Origin of the sequence: Eubacterium barkeri (genome assembly GCF_900107125.1) — a bacterium.
In the GTDB taxonomy this organism is placed as follows: Bacteria; Bacillota; Clostridia; order Eubacteriales; family Eubacteriaceae; genus Eubacterium_O; species Eubacterium_O barkeri.
The window spans coordinates 14795-29991 of the sequence record NZ_FNOU01000015.1; the positions used below are offsets into that span (position 1 = coordinate 14795).

Genomic DNA, 15197 nt, shown 5'->3' on the forward strand with positions numbered 1-15197 from the left:
GAGGTAAAATCAAGTATGAATGAAAACCTAAAAGAGACCCTGCATGAAATTGAGGGCTTCATCTGTGATATGGACGGTGTCATCTACCATGGCAACCGGCTGCTGCCAGGGGTACCCGAATTTGTGGATTGGCTGTATCGGGAAGATAAGAATTTCCTCTTCCTGACCAATTCCAGTGACCGTTCCCCCGTTGAATTAAAGGAAAAATTGGCGCGTTTAGGGCTGGATATCGATGAGAGCCATTTTTATACCAGCGCCCTGGCCACTGCCAAATTTTTAGCCAGCCAGGCCCCGGGATGTTCTGCTTATGTCATTGGCCAACCTGGCCTCATTAATGCTCTATACGATGTGGGCATTACCATGAATGATATTAACCCGGATTACGTCGTGGTGGGTGAAGGCCATAATTACAATTACGAAACCATTTTAAAGGCGGTAAACCTGGTGATGAAGGGGGCCAAGCTCATCGGGACGAATCCCGATCTCACCGGTCCCATTGAGGATGGCATCGCGCCGGCCTGTAAAGCCTTTACCGCCCCCATCGAGATTGCCACTGGAGTAGAGGCTTATTTCGTCGGCAAACCCAACCCTCTGATGGTGCGAACGGGCATTCGCCTTCTGGGCACCCACTCTGAAAAAGCGGCCATCATCGGAGACCGCATGGACACGGACATTATTTCTGGTATCGAATCCGGGATGCATACAATCTTAGTCCTTTCCGGGGTGACTAATATGGATAATATCAATCTTTATCCCTACCGGCCTCAATTTATTTTAGATGGTGTAGGAGATATCCCGCTTACACATAACAATTAGTGCCAATAAAAAAACTCCCCAGGGAGTTTTTTTATTGGAGCTTTATCTTTCTCAGAAATGCCCCTTTGCTATCCCCGACGATTTTGGGGGAAATAGGCCGCCATCAGCATCTGCACAAAGAAGGAGCAGGATACCAACAGCACCGGAATAAAAATGACCATAAAAATATTACTGGTGCTAAAGGCCAGACCCTGGGTCCCGGCCCAATAGATTTCCATTAGAAAATAGGCTGCCATAATCACCACGGTCGTGGCCATGGTGGCAATGGTGGACATATCAAAGGTCAGAATCATAAAGATGGCGACAATCCCGATGGTCAGGTAGTCCACCCGATTAAACAATGAATAACAAAAGAAACAAAAGATAATAAACCCAAGGATTGCAATTCCGGCAATGGCACCTGCCAGGATTATCCGCCCCCGGGGTATCTCCCCTTCTTCCTCCGCCTCAGGCATTACCCCCATCATGGTTCCAATGGCGCCATTCTGTCCATTGATGGGTTGGGACTCCCCCAAGCCGGTACCCTCGTTTTTTTCTTCTTCCAGGATCTCTTCACTTTCAAAAAGGCTATCCTCGGATTTCTCGGACGCCGCCGATATATCCTCGGTTTCAAAAAGATCTTCCTCTGTGTCTGCCATCACTTCCTCTTCAAAGAGAGAATCCACAGACTCTATCGCTTCAGTTGGGGCATCCACCGCATCAAAGAGGGGCTCTTCTTCGAATAGCACATCGTCTTCAAATTGATCCTCCTCAAAAAGAACTTCTTCCTCAAAATTGACATCCTCTTCAAAGAGGGCCTCTTCTTCAAAGATGGGTTCCTCTTCAAAAAGCACTTCATCCTCCAGGGGTTCTGGCTTTTCTTCAACTAAAGAAGTCTCGGTCGTGGGAAGCCCAACGGCTTCCTCAGTTTCGACAACCCCCAGACTTTCCATCTGTGCCCCGACCACTGGCTCCTCGACGGAGTCCGCCAGGTCTTCGGTGACTAAGAGGTCTTCTTCCTCCCACAAAATAGGGTCGTCTTCCTCCGGTGCCGCCGTCTCAATACTTTCTTCGGCAAGGGTTACCGGAGGCATCTTTTTATCCAAAATAGAGGGAATATCCTCCTCTTCCTGGGAAATCCGGAAGAACTCATCCATGGCTGCGGCAGGGTCCATGGAAACAGGGATTTCAGCAGGGACCGTTTCCTGAACTGGAAGGACGGCTTCCGCTGGCATGTCCACTGCTGCAGGGGCTATTTCCAGAGGCGCCGATTCTGGCCCCTCGGTCAGGGTTTCAATGCCCCAATCGATTTCCCCAGAGGGCACACTCCCCCCATCCCCTTCTTCAATGGCAGCTTCTTCCTCAATAACCGCTTCTTCTTCCCAGAGGAAATCAGGCTCTGGTTCGGCCTGTTCTTCCAATACTTCTTCCTCCAGATCCGGGAATGTCTCTTCTTCAAAAAGAGGGGCTGCCGGTAACAGCTCTTCCCCAGGGGAGTCTATCAGGGTTTCTTCCTCCCAGAAAAGCGTCTGGGGGGCCTCGGGTTCCAGCTCTGGGAGTGATTTTTCCTCAGGGACTGGTTCTCTTTCTATTACCGGTTCAACTTCGGTTTCCACCGCGTCGAATACGGTTTGTTCCTGTATTTCCGATGGATGCTCCAGATCCGTGATGGCAAAGTCTTCTGCAGGAGATGCTGAAGGCGTTATGGGGGCTTCCTCGATAAAGGAAGGCATTTCTGCTTCAGCAGATTCTGCTTCCTCAATCTGAATTTCCGGTTGCTCCTCTGATTCTGTGGAGACAACAGCGGATTCCTCCCCGGACACCTCGGACTGCGTTGTAATGCCCAGGCGTTCCTTGGCCGCTTCCAAAACACTTAAATCCAGGGTTTCGGTATCTGCCTCAATCTCCGCCGACGATGGTACCACAACCCCCTTGCTCCGGCCCACAGCCTGCTCAAACAGAGCGTCAATACGCTCCATCTGGTTTTTATCCACCATACGGTGCTTGGGCGGCAAATGGCTTTTACGCCGGGATTTCTCCAGGCGTTCTTCCAAAGCACCAACCCGCTGTTCTAACTTTGTTTCGTTGTTTTTGAGCAACGCCATCAGGTCCTCTTTTTTTTGGAGGATTTCTTCGACCTCATGATGGTTGTTCAGATTGTTTTCGTTGTCCATGGTCTCACCCATCTTTCTTTGAACATGATAATCCCCGTAATCGTTGCATAATTATTTGTATTATAGCAAAGAAAACTTTAATAGAAAAGAAAAAAACCAAAATGTACTCATATTGTGGATAACTTATGGTATATTAAATACTCCAACGTGGCTTTTTTTCAACAATCTTTAAATTTATCCACATTTTTTGTTGAAATGTGGATAACTCAGTGGATATTATGCACAATCCCTTAAAGACCCCTCCCATGGGGGTTGCGTCTTTTTGATCCCACATCCATCCCCTGAATAAGCCATTTTTACTTATCCACAGATTGTGGATAAATCTTTGATAACACGCATTTGAAAGGAAAACCATGGAACATCTTATCAAAATTGGAGAACGGCTTGAGGATTTAGATCTCAAGGGGCTCAAAATCATACAAAATCCTGATTTTTTTTGCTTTGGAATGGATGCGGTCCTTCTGGCCTGGTTTGCCTCTGGTGCCATTACCCGTAAAACCAAAACCATCGATCTGGGAACCGGAACAGGTATTCTCCCCCTACTCCTCTACGGACGAACGGGAACACAGCAGATCGATGCCCTGGAAATCCAGGAAAACATGGTGGATTTAGCCCGACGAAATGTGGAACTCAATGGCCTCTCGGATATCATCCATATCCACCATGGGGACCTTCGAAATCCTGGTCCGGCCTTCCACTCTTCAAATACCGACGTGGTGGTTTGTAATCCACCCTATATGCGCATGGATCGGGGGATGAAGAACCCCAGTGAGACCATGGCCATCTCCCGCCACGAGCTGTGCTGTACCATGAGCGATGTCACCTCTTTTTCCCGGGTAATGCTCAAGGATCGGGGAAAGCTCTTCCTGGTCCAGCGGGCAGACCGACTGGGAGATGTGCTCTGTGCCCTCCGGGCCGATGGACTCGAGGCCAAACGCCTTATGACCATCCATCCCTACGCCCACCGGCCGGCCAATCTGATCCTGGTGGAAGCTATGAAAAAAGGGAAACCCAACCTTAAAGTTGAGCCTCCCCTTATCGTCTACAATGCTGATGGTTCCTACAGCGATGCCATTAACGCTATTTATGGGACAGATGGGCCCAGCCCACGGTAGGCTGGGGGATCGCAGGGGCATATGCCCGGCTCTGACTGAGAGCTGTCCCTACCGCCCACCAACCTCTGCTTCCTGGGCCTTTCGCAGAGCCCTGGCCAGTTGATCCCCACAGCTGGTTGCCCGGGAGCCACAGGTGATGCCCTGGCATTTCCCAATGATTTCCTCGGCACTGCAGCCATCCACCAAGCTGGCAATGACCTGGAGGTTCCCGCTGCATCCCCCGGTAAATTCAATATTGTGGACGATGTCGTCCTCCATTTCAAAGGTGATAGTCTTCGAACACGTTCCCGTGGTTTGATAGGTATGTTTCATTAATGTTCTCCTCACTTTTTATCCAAATAATCCAGTATCTTCTAATTTACGTTTAAAGAAGGCATTCAGCCTCAGAAGTGGCTTGTGGAGCACCAGCCCAATAAGGAGCGATACCCCCACATAACCTAAAAGTGCCAGCATATCGTGGAGGAAGTAGTGGTCGTACAAGCCCGCCACAGCCTCCCGCATGGCCCCGATGCTGTAGGTAAAGGCCATGTAAGGATTGAGGGCCTGGAAAAATCCCGGCAGCACCTGGATAGGGAAGGTCCCTCCGGACCCCGCTACCTGGATGACCATAATCAGCACCGCAATGGCCTTCCCCACTTCATCAAAGGCCGCCGTCAGGGTATAAATGAAGAAGCTGTACACCACCGAGGTCCAAAGGCCAATGACAATAAACAGAGCCGGACTAACCATCTCCACCCGAAGGATAAAGATATCCCCCAGGCAGGCCACCAGCCCCTGGAGTAGGGCCGCCACCAGAAAAATCAGATAGCGTCCAAAGAAAATCTGCCAGGGCTGAAGGTTCTCAAAGTCCTCGGGATGCTTCACATCTGTCTTAATGAGCGCCACCAACACCAGCCCCCCAACCCAAAGGCACAAGGTGGTGTAAAAGGGCGTCATCGCGGCGCCATAATTAGCCACTGGGTAAAAGCTGGTGGTTTTCAAATTCACCGGTGAAGCGATGAAGCTGGCCCCGGTTTCCGGATCAATGCGCATGATATTCATGAGCTGGCCCCAGCGGGAATCGCTTTTTACACTTTTTAAGTTGTTGACAATATCGGTAATCTTACCCTGGGTGCGGTCCAGGATGACGATGACATTATCCATGGCCAAATTACCGGAATCCAGGGCACTGCCCATGCTTCCCAGGGCATCATTGATCCCGGAGATGCTTCCCGATGCGGTGCTTAAAAAGCTGGATAAATCCCCCAGACTATTGTACACATCGCCGGCTGCAGTGTCCAGAGCTGGGGCAATTTGGGTTTGATAGGTGGTGGTCAGCTCCGAAAGCTTCGTATCCACTGCTGCGTTTTCATCTGCCAGCTCATTGAGGGTCTCCTGGGAGATCTGTCCGCTTTGACGGATCTGTCCCGCTGCGGTGTTCAGATTCGTGGCCAGCTTTTGTTGGTCCGTAATGATTTCCCGGAGGGTGGCAATGGCACTCTCGATGGTATCCTTCTGACTGGGCATGACGTTTTCCAGGCTAGTTAAGACCCCAATGGTTTTATTGCAAATTTCAATGATATTACCGCTGTTGTCCGCCAGTGCCTCCAGCTGTGTGGCCACGGTCTGGCTATCCGCCCCTGTCTGGGAGGCCAAATTTCGCAGGGCCTTGGTGGTGGCAGTACTGCTTTGATGAAGCATTTCCAAAATCGACACCATAGAGGCATTCATCCGGGCTGACAGTGTCCGGCCACTATCGATCAGGCTTCGGCTATCGCTGCTAAGAACCTGTCCATCAGCAAGAAGCTGCTGGGCGCTGGGAAGTAAATTTTGGGCTGCCCCTAGCATGCTCCGGGCCGATGCACTGGCATTTTTAATGGCGGCGATGGTGACCTTGAAATCCGAAATGGAGGTGCTGACTTCCTCCAAATTTTTAACCAGGGTATCAATGGGATCCGACTGGTTGATAGCGTTGGCCGAAACATTCATCAGCTGACCGGCCACCAGGGTGACGGTTTCCACAAAAGCCTGGTTAACCTTGGTCTGTACCGTATCGACCCCCACATCCGTCATTTTATTGGCTATGGCATTTGTTTTCTCATTGAGGTAGTATTCCAACACTGGCTTTTCAATGGAGCCGCTTAAGATGCTGGTCATATCCTTACTGAAGGCTTTGGGGATGATGACAGCGGCGTAAAACTTCCCGCTGCGTACCCCCTCCAGGGCCTCATCCCGATCCACAAAGGTCCAGTCCATGGCGTCGTTAGCCTTAAGCTCTCCCACGACCTTTTCACCGGCATTAATGGTGGCTCCCGCAACCGTTGTGCCCACATCCTCATTGGATACCGCAATGGCGATATGACCCGTGTTGGAATAGGGATCCCAATTGGCCGCAATATTGAACCAGGCATATAGGGAGGGGATAATAATGAGTCCGACCATGATGATCATGGCTACGGGACTGGCCAGGAGCCGTCGCAAATCCCGTTTGAAAATTGCAATGATATTCTTCATACTTCTCCTTCTCAATTCATGTGAACCCACCTATTATAGCATGCAGAAAAGGGCCATCACATTTTTTTCTTTGCGATGGCCCTTACAATTATTCTTTTTTGTCTGACCCTTCCGGGGGTTTCCCGCCGGGCTTTTCGCTATTATTTCGATTTTTACGCCGCCGATTATTATTGTTGCTCTTCCCGCCGGTGTTATTTTTATTTTTTCCAGAATTTCCAGAATTTCCGTTATTTCCCCGCTTGTTCCCCTGGGATCTGGGCTTTCGGTTATTGCCGCCACCGGCATTCCCATTACCACTTCCGGATTCCTTGCGGCTTCCTTCACCCGGGCTCTTTTCCTTATTCTCACTGGGTTTTTCTTCCCGGGAACGATCCGGCTTGGGTGAGCGATCCCCCTTACGGGAATTCTGATGATAGGTGGGCCGGGGAGCGTCAGATTTTGTCACATCATCCATGGCGTAGGTTCGAATTTCTGTGTCATCATTCCCCACCTGCATCCGGACTAAGACACTCTCCTGGAGGACCCCCAGGCGAAAGACCTGTCCAATACCATCGGGGGTCTCCACCATCTGCCCTACCTTGGGCATTTTCTTGGTGACATTTTTATAAAAATCATGCTCGTAGGTCAGACAGCATAACAGACGGCCACAGATTCCCGAAATCTTTGTGGAATTCAGGGACATATTCTGCTCCTTGGCCATCTTAATGGATACCGGGGTAAAATCCCCCAGCCACTGGGAGCAGCAGGTGTTGCGTCCACAGACGCCAAGGGTATTGAAGATTTTCGCTTCATCCCGTACCCCGATTTGACGCAGCTCAATACGCACCCGGAATACCGCCGCCAAATCCTTAACCAGGCTTCTGAAATCCACCCGACCTTCTGCGGTAAAGTAAAAAATCGCTTTCTTTTTATCAAAGGTATATTCCACGTTAATCAGCTTCATATCCAGCTTATGGAATTTGACCTTTTCCTCAAAAACAGACCTGGCCTGTTTTTCTTTATCCTTTAACGTGGCATAATCCTCGTCATCCCGGGGAGTGGCTTTTCGGACCACGGGTTTCACTGGATTTGAGAACATGGCCTCATCAATTTCTCTGGGAGGCAGGGCCACCTCCCCATATTCCACCCCCTGGACCGTCTCCACCACCACATGGTCGTATTGGGACAATTCCAAATCCAGGGGATCGAAATAGTATATCTTTCCGGCCTTTTTAAACCGGATTCCGACAACCTTTTTCGTCATCTGCTTTTCTCCTGTAACTCATATATTTTCAGCAGGGTGCTCTCCCATTGGAGGCGAAGGTTGATATTATACTGCAGATTCTTCGCCAGTTCAAATAAAATCGCTAATATTCCTTGGGCTGCCCCTGGTTTTAACAAAGGGGTGGCCTGGCTAAGCCATGGACCCCCACCGGCACTCCCCATACCGCCCATCTCCGCCCGGAGCGATGTACTAAAGGCGACGATGAGCTCATCCAGCACCATGGCGCTGTCTGACTTGCTTTTGCCCAGCTTTTCGGAAAAGCCGAACAAGGGCATGGGATTTCCCTTTAGTATATCACAAATCACAGAAAACGCCTCTTTTTTTATGGCTTCTTCGTCGGCATTTTCCACGTGGGCCAGGGCCTTCCCTGGAATGCCCCCACACACCGCTAATAACCGGCTCATTTCCCCATTGCCCAGGGGGTATCCCTGGGATTTAAGGAGGGTCTGAATTTCCCCGTCACTGAGGGGCTCCAGGGGTAAAACCTGGCACCGGGAACGCAGGGTCGGCAGAATCCGCTCCCCGTTTTCTGCAGTGATGAGAAACACATTCCCAGGCTCCGGCTCTTCTAAAGACTTAAGCAAGGCATTCTGGGCCTCGGTGGTCATGGTTTCCGCATGGGTAATGAGGCAGATTCGAAGACTGCCGTCAAAGGTCTTCGCGGAAATCGCCGCAATGAGATCCCGGACCTGCTTGATTTTAATGCTCCGCTGACCCTCCTCTGGCGCAATGCGGATAAAATCACCCATGTTGCCGTGGGCCATCTCCCGACAAGCCAAACAGGTCCCACAGGGCCTGTTCTCCAGGGGTGCCGTACATTTTAGAGCTGCGGCAAAGGCCAGGGCCAGAGTTTGCTTGCCAATGCCCTTAGGTCCGGTAAAGAGGTAGGCGTGGCTGACCTGATCTTTGCGAATGGTATTTCCCAGAATTTCTTTAATGCGCCCTTCCCCAATCATTTGATCAAACACGGTCATCCTCCGCCAACAGAGCCTTTACCTGTCCGTAGATTTCGTGATGGATATCCTCAATGCTGCGCAGCTTATCCCCTTCAATACAGTTGATTATCTGCCAGCCGTAATCCACCGCCAGCTCCCGGGCATTGGCGTAGGACTGTCTGAGGTATTCCGGATGGGCTTCATGAATATCCTTCTTCGCCTCCCCGGTTATTTTATTGGCCCGCCCAGCCATGAGCGCTGTAGAAACCTCCGGTGGAATATCCAGGAAGAAAATGGCGTCCGGCACCGGCAGTCCCAGGAGACCAAATTCATAATCTGTCAGCCACTTTAAAAAGGCCCGGCGCTCTTTAGGGTCGGATAGCTTCCCCGCCTGGTGGACCATGTTGGAAGTGGTGTAGCGATCCGCCAGTACAATTCCCCCGGCCCCGAGGAAATCTTCCAGATCCTCTTTATAAGAGGCATAGCGGTCTGCCGCGTAAAAGGTGGAGGCTACATAGGGGCTGATATCCCCGGGATCCCTCCCGAATTCCCCCGCCAGATACTTTCGCACCATGGCTGAGGAATCCCTGTCATACCGTGGATAGGAAACCTGCATCAGCCGCCTTCCATCGGACCGCAGATGGGCATACAGCTCCCCGGTCTGGGTCTCCTTCCCGCTGCCATCCACACCTTCAATTACAATGAGTTTTCCTTTTATATCCATGGTCTAATCCATTTCCTTTTCACGTAATACTGCGACCCGCTCTTTCGGGTCAATCCCCATAATCTCTTCCCCTTGGTCTAGGGCTTTCTGAATTTTCCCCACCATTTCCGGGGTCATTCTTTCCCCGGGCAAAACCGCGGGAATTCCTGGTGGATAGGGGGTAATAAAATCTCCGGAGATCCGGTGAGCCCCCTGTTCTAAGGAGACCCACTCCATCTGCCCCAGCATCGCCTGCCATAAGGGCACCACCAGGGGGTGATCCGCTGCCCATAGCCCTGCTGCCCCGGGTGAAGACCTTACGCCATGGTCCTGGGGAATCCTCACCTTCCGGTTCATCGCCCCAATGGCTTCTAACAGGGCGCCTAAATCCTCCAGGGTGGTCCCCATCCCTGTGTAGGCCAACAGGGTATGGGCCGTGGCAAATTCCAGCCAGATGCCATGTTCCTCCCGGAGGCCTTTTTCCAGGGCATGGCCACTGCCATCAGCAACCGTAAAGAGCCACTTACTCTTGTCGTAGGGATACCCATTGCAGGGGGTGTACAGCCGAATATTATCATCCGCACCAAAGGTAAGGCCCCCCCGATCCCAGGCCGCAGCCATTTCTTCCATCATCCTTCTGCCGGATGTCTGGGCCTGAGCCAATGCCCCTTCGATACTTAACATCAGGGGATAGCTGGGGCTGGAGGTTTCGAGTATCCCTAAAATCCGCTGTACCCGTTCTGGGTCCACACAATCCGTCCCCAGGTGGAGCATTCCCGTTTGGGTATAAGCCGCCAGGGTTTTATGGGCACTTTGCACCACCATATCCGCACCGGCGGATAGGGCATCCCCGGGAAAGCCATGGCAATATGCCAGATGGGCACCGTGGGCCTCATCCACCAGCAGCCACTTCCCCTTCCGATGAAGGCGCTCGGCAATGGCCGCCACGTCACTGGTGGTTCCGTAGTAAGTGGGGTTGGTCAGAACCATCCCCACCGCTTCAGGATGGGCTGCCAGGGCCTGGTCCAGAATCTCAAGGGACACATGGGTGGCCAGACCCCAGGAAACATCCATGGCCGGCGGCACATAGATGCCCTCCGCCCGGGCCAGGGCTAACCCGCCGTAAACAGACCGGTGGGCATTGGTGGGGACCAGAATCTGATCCCCCTCCTGGGCCAGGGCCAAAAGCGCGGCCTGAATCCCAAGGGTCGATCCCCCCACCAGGGGCCAGGAGGCCCGGGTTTTATAATCCGCCATCATTTTTTCCTGAAGGGCGGCAATCACTCCCTGGGGATGATGGAGGTTATCCGCCCCCGCTACCTCTGTAATATCCATCTTCGGAAGTACAATTCCAGACAACCCCCGGCCTTTGTGGCCGGGCATATAAAAACGCCGGATTGACGGTCCGGTCATGGTGTCAATCTGGTTTAAAAATGTCAATTTATCCATTTTTCAATTATAGCACACTTCCTTTTCTTCCTAAAGAGGATGATTCCTTTTCCCAATGTCCTAAAGCCTTCTCATCCGAATTTGGCCCGACCCTCTCTTTTTTTATTTCTGAAATCATGGTATACTATGGGATATCCAAATCGAAAGGAAGTTTGAAATGACAAATATCATCACACTCAATCAGAACAATTTTGAAACAGAGGCCATGGGCTACACAGACGGTCCGGTCATGATCGACTTTTGGGCAGAATGGTGTGGTCCCTGTAAGGCACTGCTCCCCATTATCGATGAAATTGCCACAGAAGTGGATGCTTCTGTACGGATTTGTAAATTAAATGTGGATGAAAATACCCAGCTGGCCCAGCAGTTCCGGGTAATGAGTATTCCGACCTGCATTTTCTTAAAGAATGGCGAAGAGGTCCAGCGTTTCGTGGGGACCCGGGACAAACAGGCCTATCTGGATCAGCTGAGCGAGCTGGCATAAAGCCCTTGTTTTTAATTCACACACATTTAAAAAGGACGTCTTCCATTTTGGGGAGACGTCCTTTCTTAAATCTTTTAAAACCCTTACTCTACAAATTTCACCGCTGTCCCATAGGCCAAAATTTCCGCGGCATTTTCCATGACTGCATCGGAGGCGTACCGTACCCCCACGATGGCATCTGCCCCCAGAGCCTCAGCTTCTGTGATCATTCGCTGGGTAGCCAGCTCCCGGGCATTGGTCATCATTTCATTGTAGCCCTTTACCTCACCCCCGACCAAAGTTTTCAAGCCAGCCATAAAGTCCTTACCCAAATGCACGGTTTGAACCGTGTTTCCAAGGACCAGGCCGATTTCCTGACACTTTTTACCTGCAATTTCATTTTTGGTTACCATTAACATTACCATCTTCCTCCTTACTGATATTTTGGATAGTATAGCATATTCTTTGTATCTCCACCATTCATTCCTTGCATCAAGTCTTAAAAACGTGCTATCCTATTTTAAGATTACCAAGGAGGTCTTCCATGTCTAAGAAAAAAACACACCATGATAAAACCAATGTCATGCGCCTATTGGACCAGGCCCATGTTGCCTATGAAAGTAATTTTTACACAGTGGACGACGGTGCCTTAGATGGTTTGTCCGTGGCAAAAAAAATCGGTCAGGACCCCGCTGTTGTTTATAAAACGCTGGTCTGTCAGGGTCACTCCGGCAATTTCTGTGTCTTTGTCATTCCTGTTGGCGCCGAGCTTGCCTTAAAGAAAGGGGCCAAGGCCGCCGGTGAAAAGTCCATCGCCATGATCCCCCAGAAAATTTTGTTGCCCACCACGGGTTATATCCACGGTGGCTGTTCCCCCATCGGAATGAAGAAAACCTTTCCCACCTTTATTGATACCACCGCCCAAAATCTGTCCACGATGTATGTTTCTGCCGGGAAAATCGGCACCCAGGTCGGGCTTTCACCCCAGGATTTAGCCCATTTGTCCAGAGCTTCTTTTGCCAACTTAACCCCATAATTCTATCCTGTCATTTTTGCATTTTTTTGCGAAAAACTCGTCCTTCCCCGTGATCCCCCTCCGATTGACCCGCCCCCTGGATTAAGGTATCATTAAGTTCAATCCGTCCAGGGATGACAAAAGGGAACAGGAGGAATAGCCAGTGGAAGTCAGAAAATTTCACTTTAGTAACCGGGAAAAAAGATCTCCCATTAAAATTCATTATAAAGATTTAGAACTTTATCAAAAAAAGCGCCTGTGGGTTTCTCTGGGTTTAATTATTGCCATTTTCACCCTGTACCTTGTTGTAACGTGTACCTTTTTGAATCAAAATCGCGCGAACCAAATTACCACCTGGGAAAAGCATCTTTCAACTGATCCAATCCTAATGGCTGAGGTCGAAAAACGCGCCGCAGCTTCGAATGCTACCCCGGTTTCCATCGGTACCTTTGTCGGCAATATTCCGTCACTTTCTATTAAAGACAGCAGTTTCAAAATGTATTTGTGGATCTGGTTCCGCTGGAATGGGGATGATGAGCTCGACCCCATGAATCACTTTCGGATTTATAAAGGCAGCTACGATAAGTTGGATGTCGTGAAAGACGAGGTTATTAACGGAGAACATTACCAGCTGGTTCGCACCACCGTCACCGTCAACCGAACCTTTGATACGACACGGTTTCCTCTTTCGTCCCACCAGATGTACACTTACATTGAAAGCAGCTATCCGGTGACTCGAATGGTTTACGTAATGGATACGTCCAAGGGTGGCGAGAGCACAATCTCCGATAATATTGATATTTCTGGTTATAATGTCATGGACCACGATACGGCTGTTACGGCCTACCAATACGAAAGCGACCATGGGGACCCTTCCAAGGATGGTGATATCATTAACTCTGAGTTTTTAACTGCCGTCATGGTGAACCGGGCCAGCTTTGGCACCTATATCCGTTGTTTTATTGCCCTGGTGGGAACCATTATCTGGGTTCTGATTACCCTCTTTATTTGTACTTACCACCGCGTCGATCCCCTGGCCATGATTCCAGCGGCTCTTTTTGGGACCGTAACCAATATCATGGTCGGCGCCAATCTACTGCCTGAGGCCATTGATACGGGACTGTTAGAGTTCGTCAATTTCTTTGGCATCGCCATTCTATTAGCCGGCGCCATCGCCATTATTAATATCAACCGGGTTCGCAATAAATATGAGACCTATGAATTTGCGGGGTATTATGGCCGGGCTATGCTCATTACGCTAACCGCCTTTACCATCATTGGGAATTTTCTGCTTCCCTTCTTCGCTTATATTTGGTGGTAATATGGAAACGCAATCCTTTATGCGAAAACGTATCTTTACCATTATCCACCGGGGAGCCGGAGATGACTATCTCAGCCGACTGTATGACATCTTCATCATGATTGTGGCCTTTTTAAGCATTGTCCCCATGATGTTTAAGGCCATGACTCCGGTTTTATCCCTCATCGATACAGTAACGGTCTATCTTTTATTTGCCGATTATGTATTCCGATGGATTACCGCTGACTACACCACTGGGAAACCAGAATGGCGTGCCTTTGTCCGCTATCCCTTCACCATCTTTGCGCTTCTGGATATTATCTCGATTTTACCATCCCTGAGTCTGCTTCCCCAAAGCCTCATGATTCTAAGGCTCTTTCGAATTTTTAAGGTTCTTCGGTACTCCAAGACCTTCCAGTATATTGCCCGTGTCTTTGAGGCCGAAAAAGAGACCCTGGGCTACGTTCTCATCATCGCATTGGCCTATATTTTTTTATCGGCGCTGGTGATGTTTAATTATGAGCCGGATACCTTCGACCATTTCTTTGACGCCTTATATTGGGCCACCACCGCCCTGACAACGGTTGGCTATGGCGATATATACCCTGTAAGCATTGTTGGTAAATTCATCAGCATGGTTTCATCTCTATTTGGTATTGCCGTCATTGCCATGCCCGCTGGTATTGTCACTGCTGGATTTATGAACGTGTTTAATGAAGATCGGGAAAAAGCCCACCAGAAGGAAAAGGAGGCGGACCATGATGAAGACTAAACGTCGTTATTTCATTGTAATGGCCCTGGGTGTTGTCATGAATGAAGCACTGTATGCCTTCTGTCATTATTTTCAGCTTCCCCTCTGGCTGGATACCTCCGGCACCGTTTTTGCTGCGGTGGTTCTGGAGCCCACGGCTGGACTGATTGTCGGTCTCATCAATAACTTTTATTTAGCCATTACAAGCGGCAATAACCAGGATATGCTTTTTTATGCCGTCAGTGCTGCCGTTGCCGTTATTGCTGGTATTGGTCTCAGGCGCAATGGTCGTATTGTTTGGAGACGCCTTCCCATGGTGATGGGACTGATGATTCTGAGTAACTGTATCATCGTCAACATCCTGATGCTCTGGGTCAACAAAGGGGTGGTCGGTAGCCATTGGGCCATGATTTTTTATAATCAGGCCATTGCGTGGGGGTGGCCGGAGGTTCTCAGCAGTATCTTTGGAACCTGTATTGTCAAGATCATGGACAGCATAGCCACCTGCCTTCTTCTCCCGGTATTTTTCTATTGTTTACCAAAGGGACTAAAATCCCCCATTGATATTTCTGACAGCACCCTTTCATCGGAAAAATTATAAAATTTCAAGAAACACCAGGTCAATTGACCTGGTGTTTCTTGTCCGTTTATCGCGGACGATTTTACATCTATTTTTCTATTTTATTGATACTGACAGCGAGGAATTTCAATACAATTTTTTAGGGGTTTCCCCACTCAAA

15 protein-coding genes are annotated in these 15197 nt (G+C 49.9%); 7 read left to right on the forward strand and 8 right to left on the reverse strand.

Features of this window, described 5'->3' with window-relative positions; genetic code table 11:
• The first annotated feature begins 15 nt into the window (after window positions 1-15).
• Window positions 16-816 carry an HAD-IIA family hydrolase gene (locus BLU30_RS09320; protein WP_090245772.1) on the forward strand — a complete coding sequence of 267 codons (801 nt, stop codon included), beginning with the start codon at window positions 16-18 and terminating at the stop codon, window positions 814-816.
• 68 nt (window positions 817-884) lie between these two features.
• Here BLU30_RS09320 and BLU30_RS09325 read toward each other — a convergent pair whose 3' ends face one another.
• Complete coding sequence (locus tag BLU30_RS09325; RefSeq protein WP_143024224.1) at window positions 885-2969, reverse strand: MFS transporter; 2085 nt, start codon at window positions 2967-2969, stop codon at window positions 885-887.
• Between the two features lie 353 nt (window positions 2970-3322).
• Here BLU30_RS09325 and BLU30_RS09335 point away from each other — a divergent pair, with 353 nt between their 5' ends.
• Complete coding sequence (locus tag BLU30_RS09335) at window positions 3323-4084, forward strand: tRNA1(Val) (adenine(37)-N6)-methyltransferase (RefSeq protein ID WP_090245778.1); 762 nt, start codon at window positions 3323-3325, stop codon at window positions 4082-4084.
• Window positions 4085-4132: 48 nt separating this feature from the next.
• Here BLU30_RS09335 and BLU30_RS09340 read toward each other — a convergent pair whose 3' ends face one another.
• The 6 genes from BLU30_RS09340 to BLU30_RS09365 all read right to left on the reverse strand — a co-directional run bounded on the left by BLU30_RS09340 (window position 4133) and on the right by BLU30_RS09365 (window position 10928).
• On the reverse strand, window positions 4133-4396 hold the full coding sequence (locus BLU30_RS09340; RefSeq protein WP_090245780.1) for a TIGR03905 family TSCPD domain-containing protein: 264 nt from the start codon (window positions 4394-4396) through the stop codon (window positions 4133-4135).
• A gap of 18 nt (window positions 4397-4414) precedes the next feature.
• Entirely contained in the window at window positions 4415-6577 is a 2163-nt protein-coding gene (locus BLU30_RS09345) for a YhgE/Pip domain-containing protein (protein ID WP_090245781.1), read from the reverse strand.
• A gap of 88 nt (window positions 6578-6665) precedes the next feature.
• Window positions 6666-7820 carry a PSP1 domain-containing protein gene (locus tag BLU30_RS09350; RefSeq protein WP_090245782.1) on the reverse strand — a complete coding sequence of 385 codons (1155 nt, stop codon included), beginning with the start codon at window positions 7818-7820 and terminating at the stop codon, window positions 6666-6668.
• Window positions 7817-8809 (reverse strand): DNA polymerase III subunit delta', encoded by a 993-nt coding sequence (gene holB / locus BLU30_RS09355; protein ID WP_176770891.1) that lies wholly within the window; start codon window positions 8807-8809, stop codon window positions 7817-7819. Before holB ends, BLU30_RS09350 begins: the two co-directional genes overlap by 4 nt.
• Window positions 8802-9500, reverse strand: a complete 699-nt coding sequence (locus BLU30_RS09360; protein WP_090245786.1) for a dTMP kinase — start codon at window positions 9498-9500, stop codon at window positions 8802-8804. The genes holB and BLU30_RS09360 overlap by 8 nt, the downstream gene beginning before the upstream one ends.
• A gap of 3 nt (window positions 9501-9503) precedes the next feature.
• Window positions 9504-10928, reverse strand: a complete 1425-nt coding sequence (locus tag BLU30_RS09365; protein ID WP_090245788.1) for an aminotransferase class I/II-fold pyridoxal phosphate-dependent enzyme — start codon at window positions 10926-10928, stop codon at window positions 9504-9506.
• Window positions 10929-11085: 157 nt separating this feature from the next.
• Between BLU30_RS09365 and trxA the strand changes: the two genes are divergently transcribed.
• The gene (gene trxA / locus BLU30_RS09370) at window positions 11086-11412 is read left to right on the forward strand and encodes a thioredoxin (protein WP_090245790.1); all 327 of its coding nucleotides are present in this window, start codon (window positions 11086-11088) and stop codon (window positions 11410-11412) included.
• An 83-nt stretch (window positions 11413-11495) separates the two neighbouring features.
• Here the strand turns inward: trxA and BLU30_RS09375 are convergent, their stop codons facing one another.
• Window positions 11496-11810 (reverse strand): YbjQ family protein, encoded by a 315-nt coding sequence (locus BLU30_RS09375; RefSeq protein WP_090245792.1) that lies wholly within the window; start codon window positions 11808-11810, stop codon window positions 11496-11498.
• Between the two features lie 125 nt (window positions 11811-11935).
• On the opposite strand from BLU30_RS09375, the gene ybaK reads away from it, so the two are divergent.
• From ybaK to BLU30_RS09395, 4 genes are all read left to right on the forward strand, one after another.
• Window positions 11936-12427 carry a Cys-tRNA(Pro) deacylase gene (gene ybaK / locus BLU30_RS09380; RefSeq protein WP_090245794.1) on the forward strand — a complete coding sequence of 164 codons (492 nt, stop codon included), beginning with the start codon at window positions 11936-11938 and terminating at the stop codon, window positions 12425-12427.
• Between the two features lie 142 nt (window positions 12428-12569).
• Entirely contained in the window at window positions 12570-13727 is a 1158-nt protein-coding gene (locus BLU30_RS09385) for a hypothetical protein (RefSeq protein ID WP_242873558.1), read from the forward strand.
• A gap of 1 nt (window position 13728) precedes the next feature.
• Entirely contained in the window at window positions 13729-14478 is a 750-nt protein-coding gene (locus BLU30_RS09390; protein ID WP_242873559.1) for an ion transporter, read from the forward strand.
• Window positions 14465-15058, forward strand: a complete 594-nt coding sequence (locus BLU30_RS09395) for a hypothetical protein (protein WP_090245796.1) — start codon at window positions 14465-14467, stop codon at window positions 15056-15058. Before BLU30_RS09390 ends, BLU30_RS09395 begins: the two co-directional genes overlap by 14 nt.
• Window positions 15059-15197 lie beyond the last annotated feature (139 nt).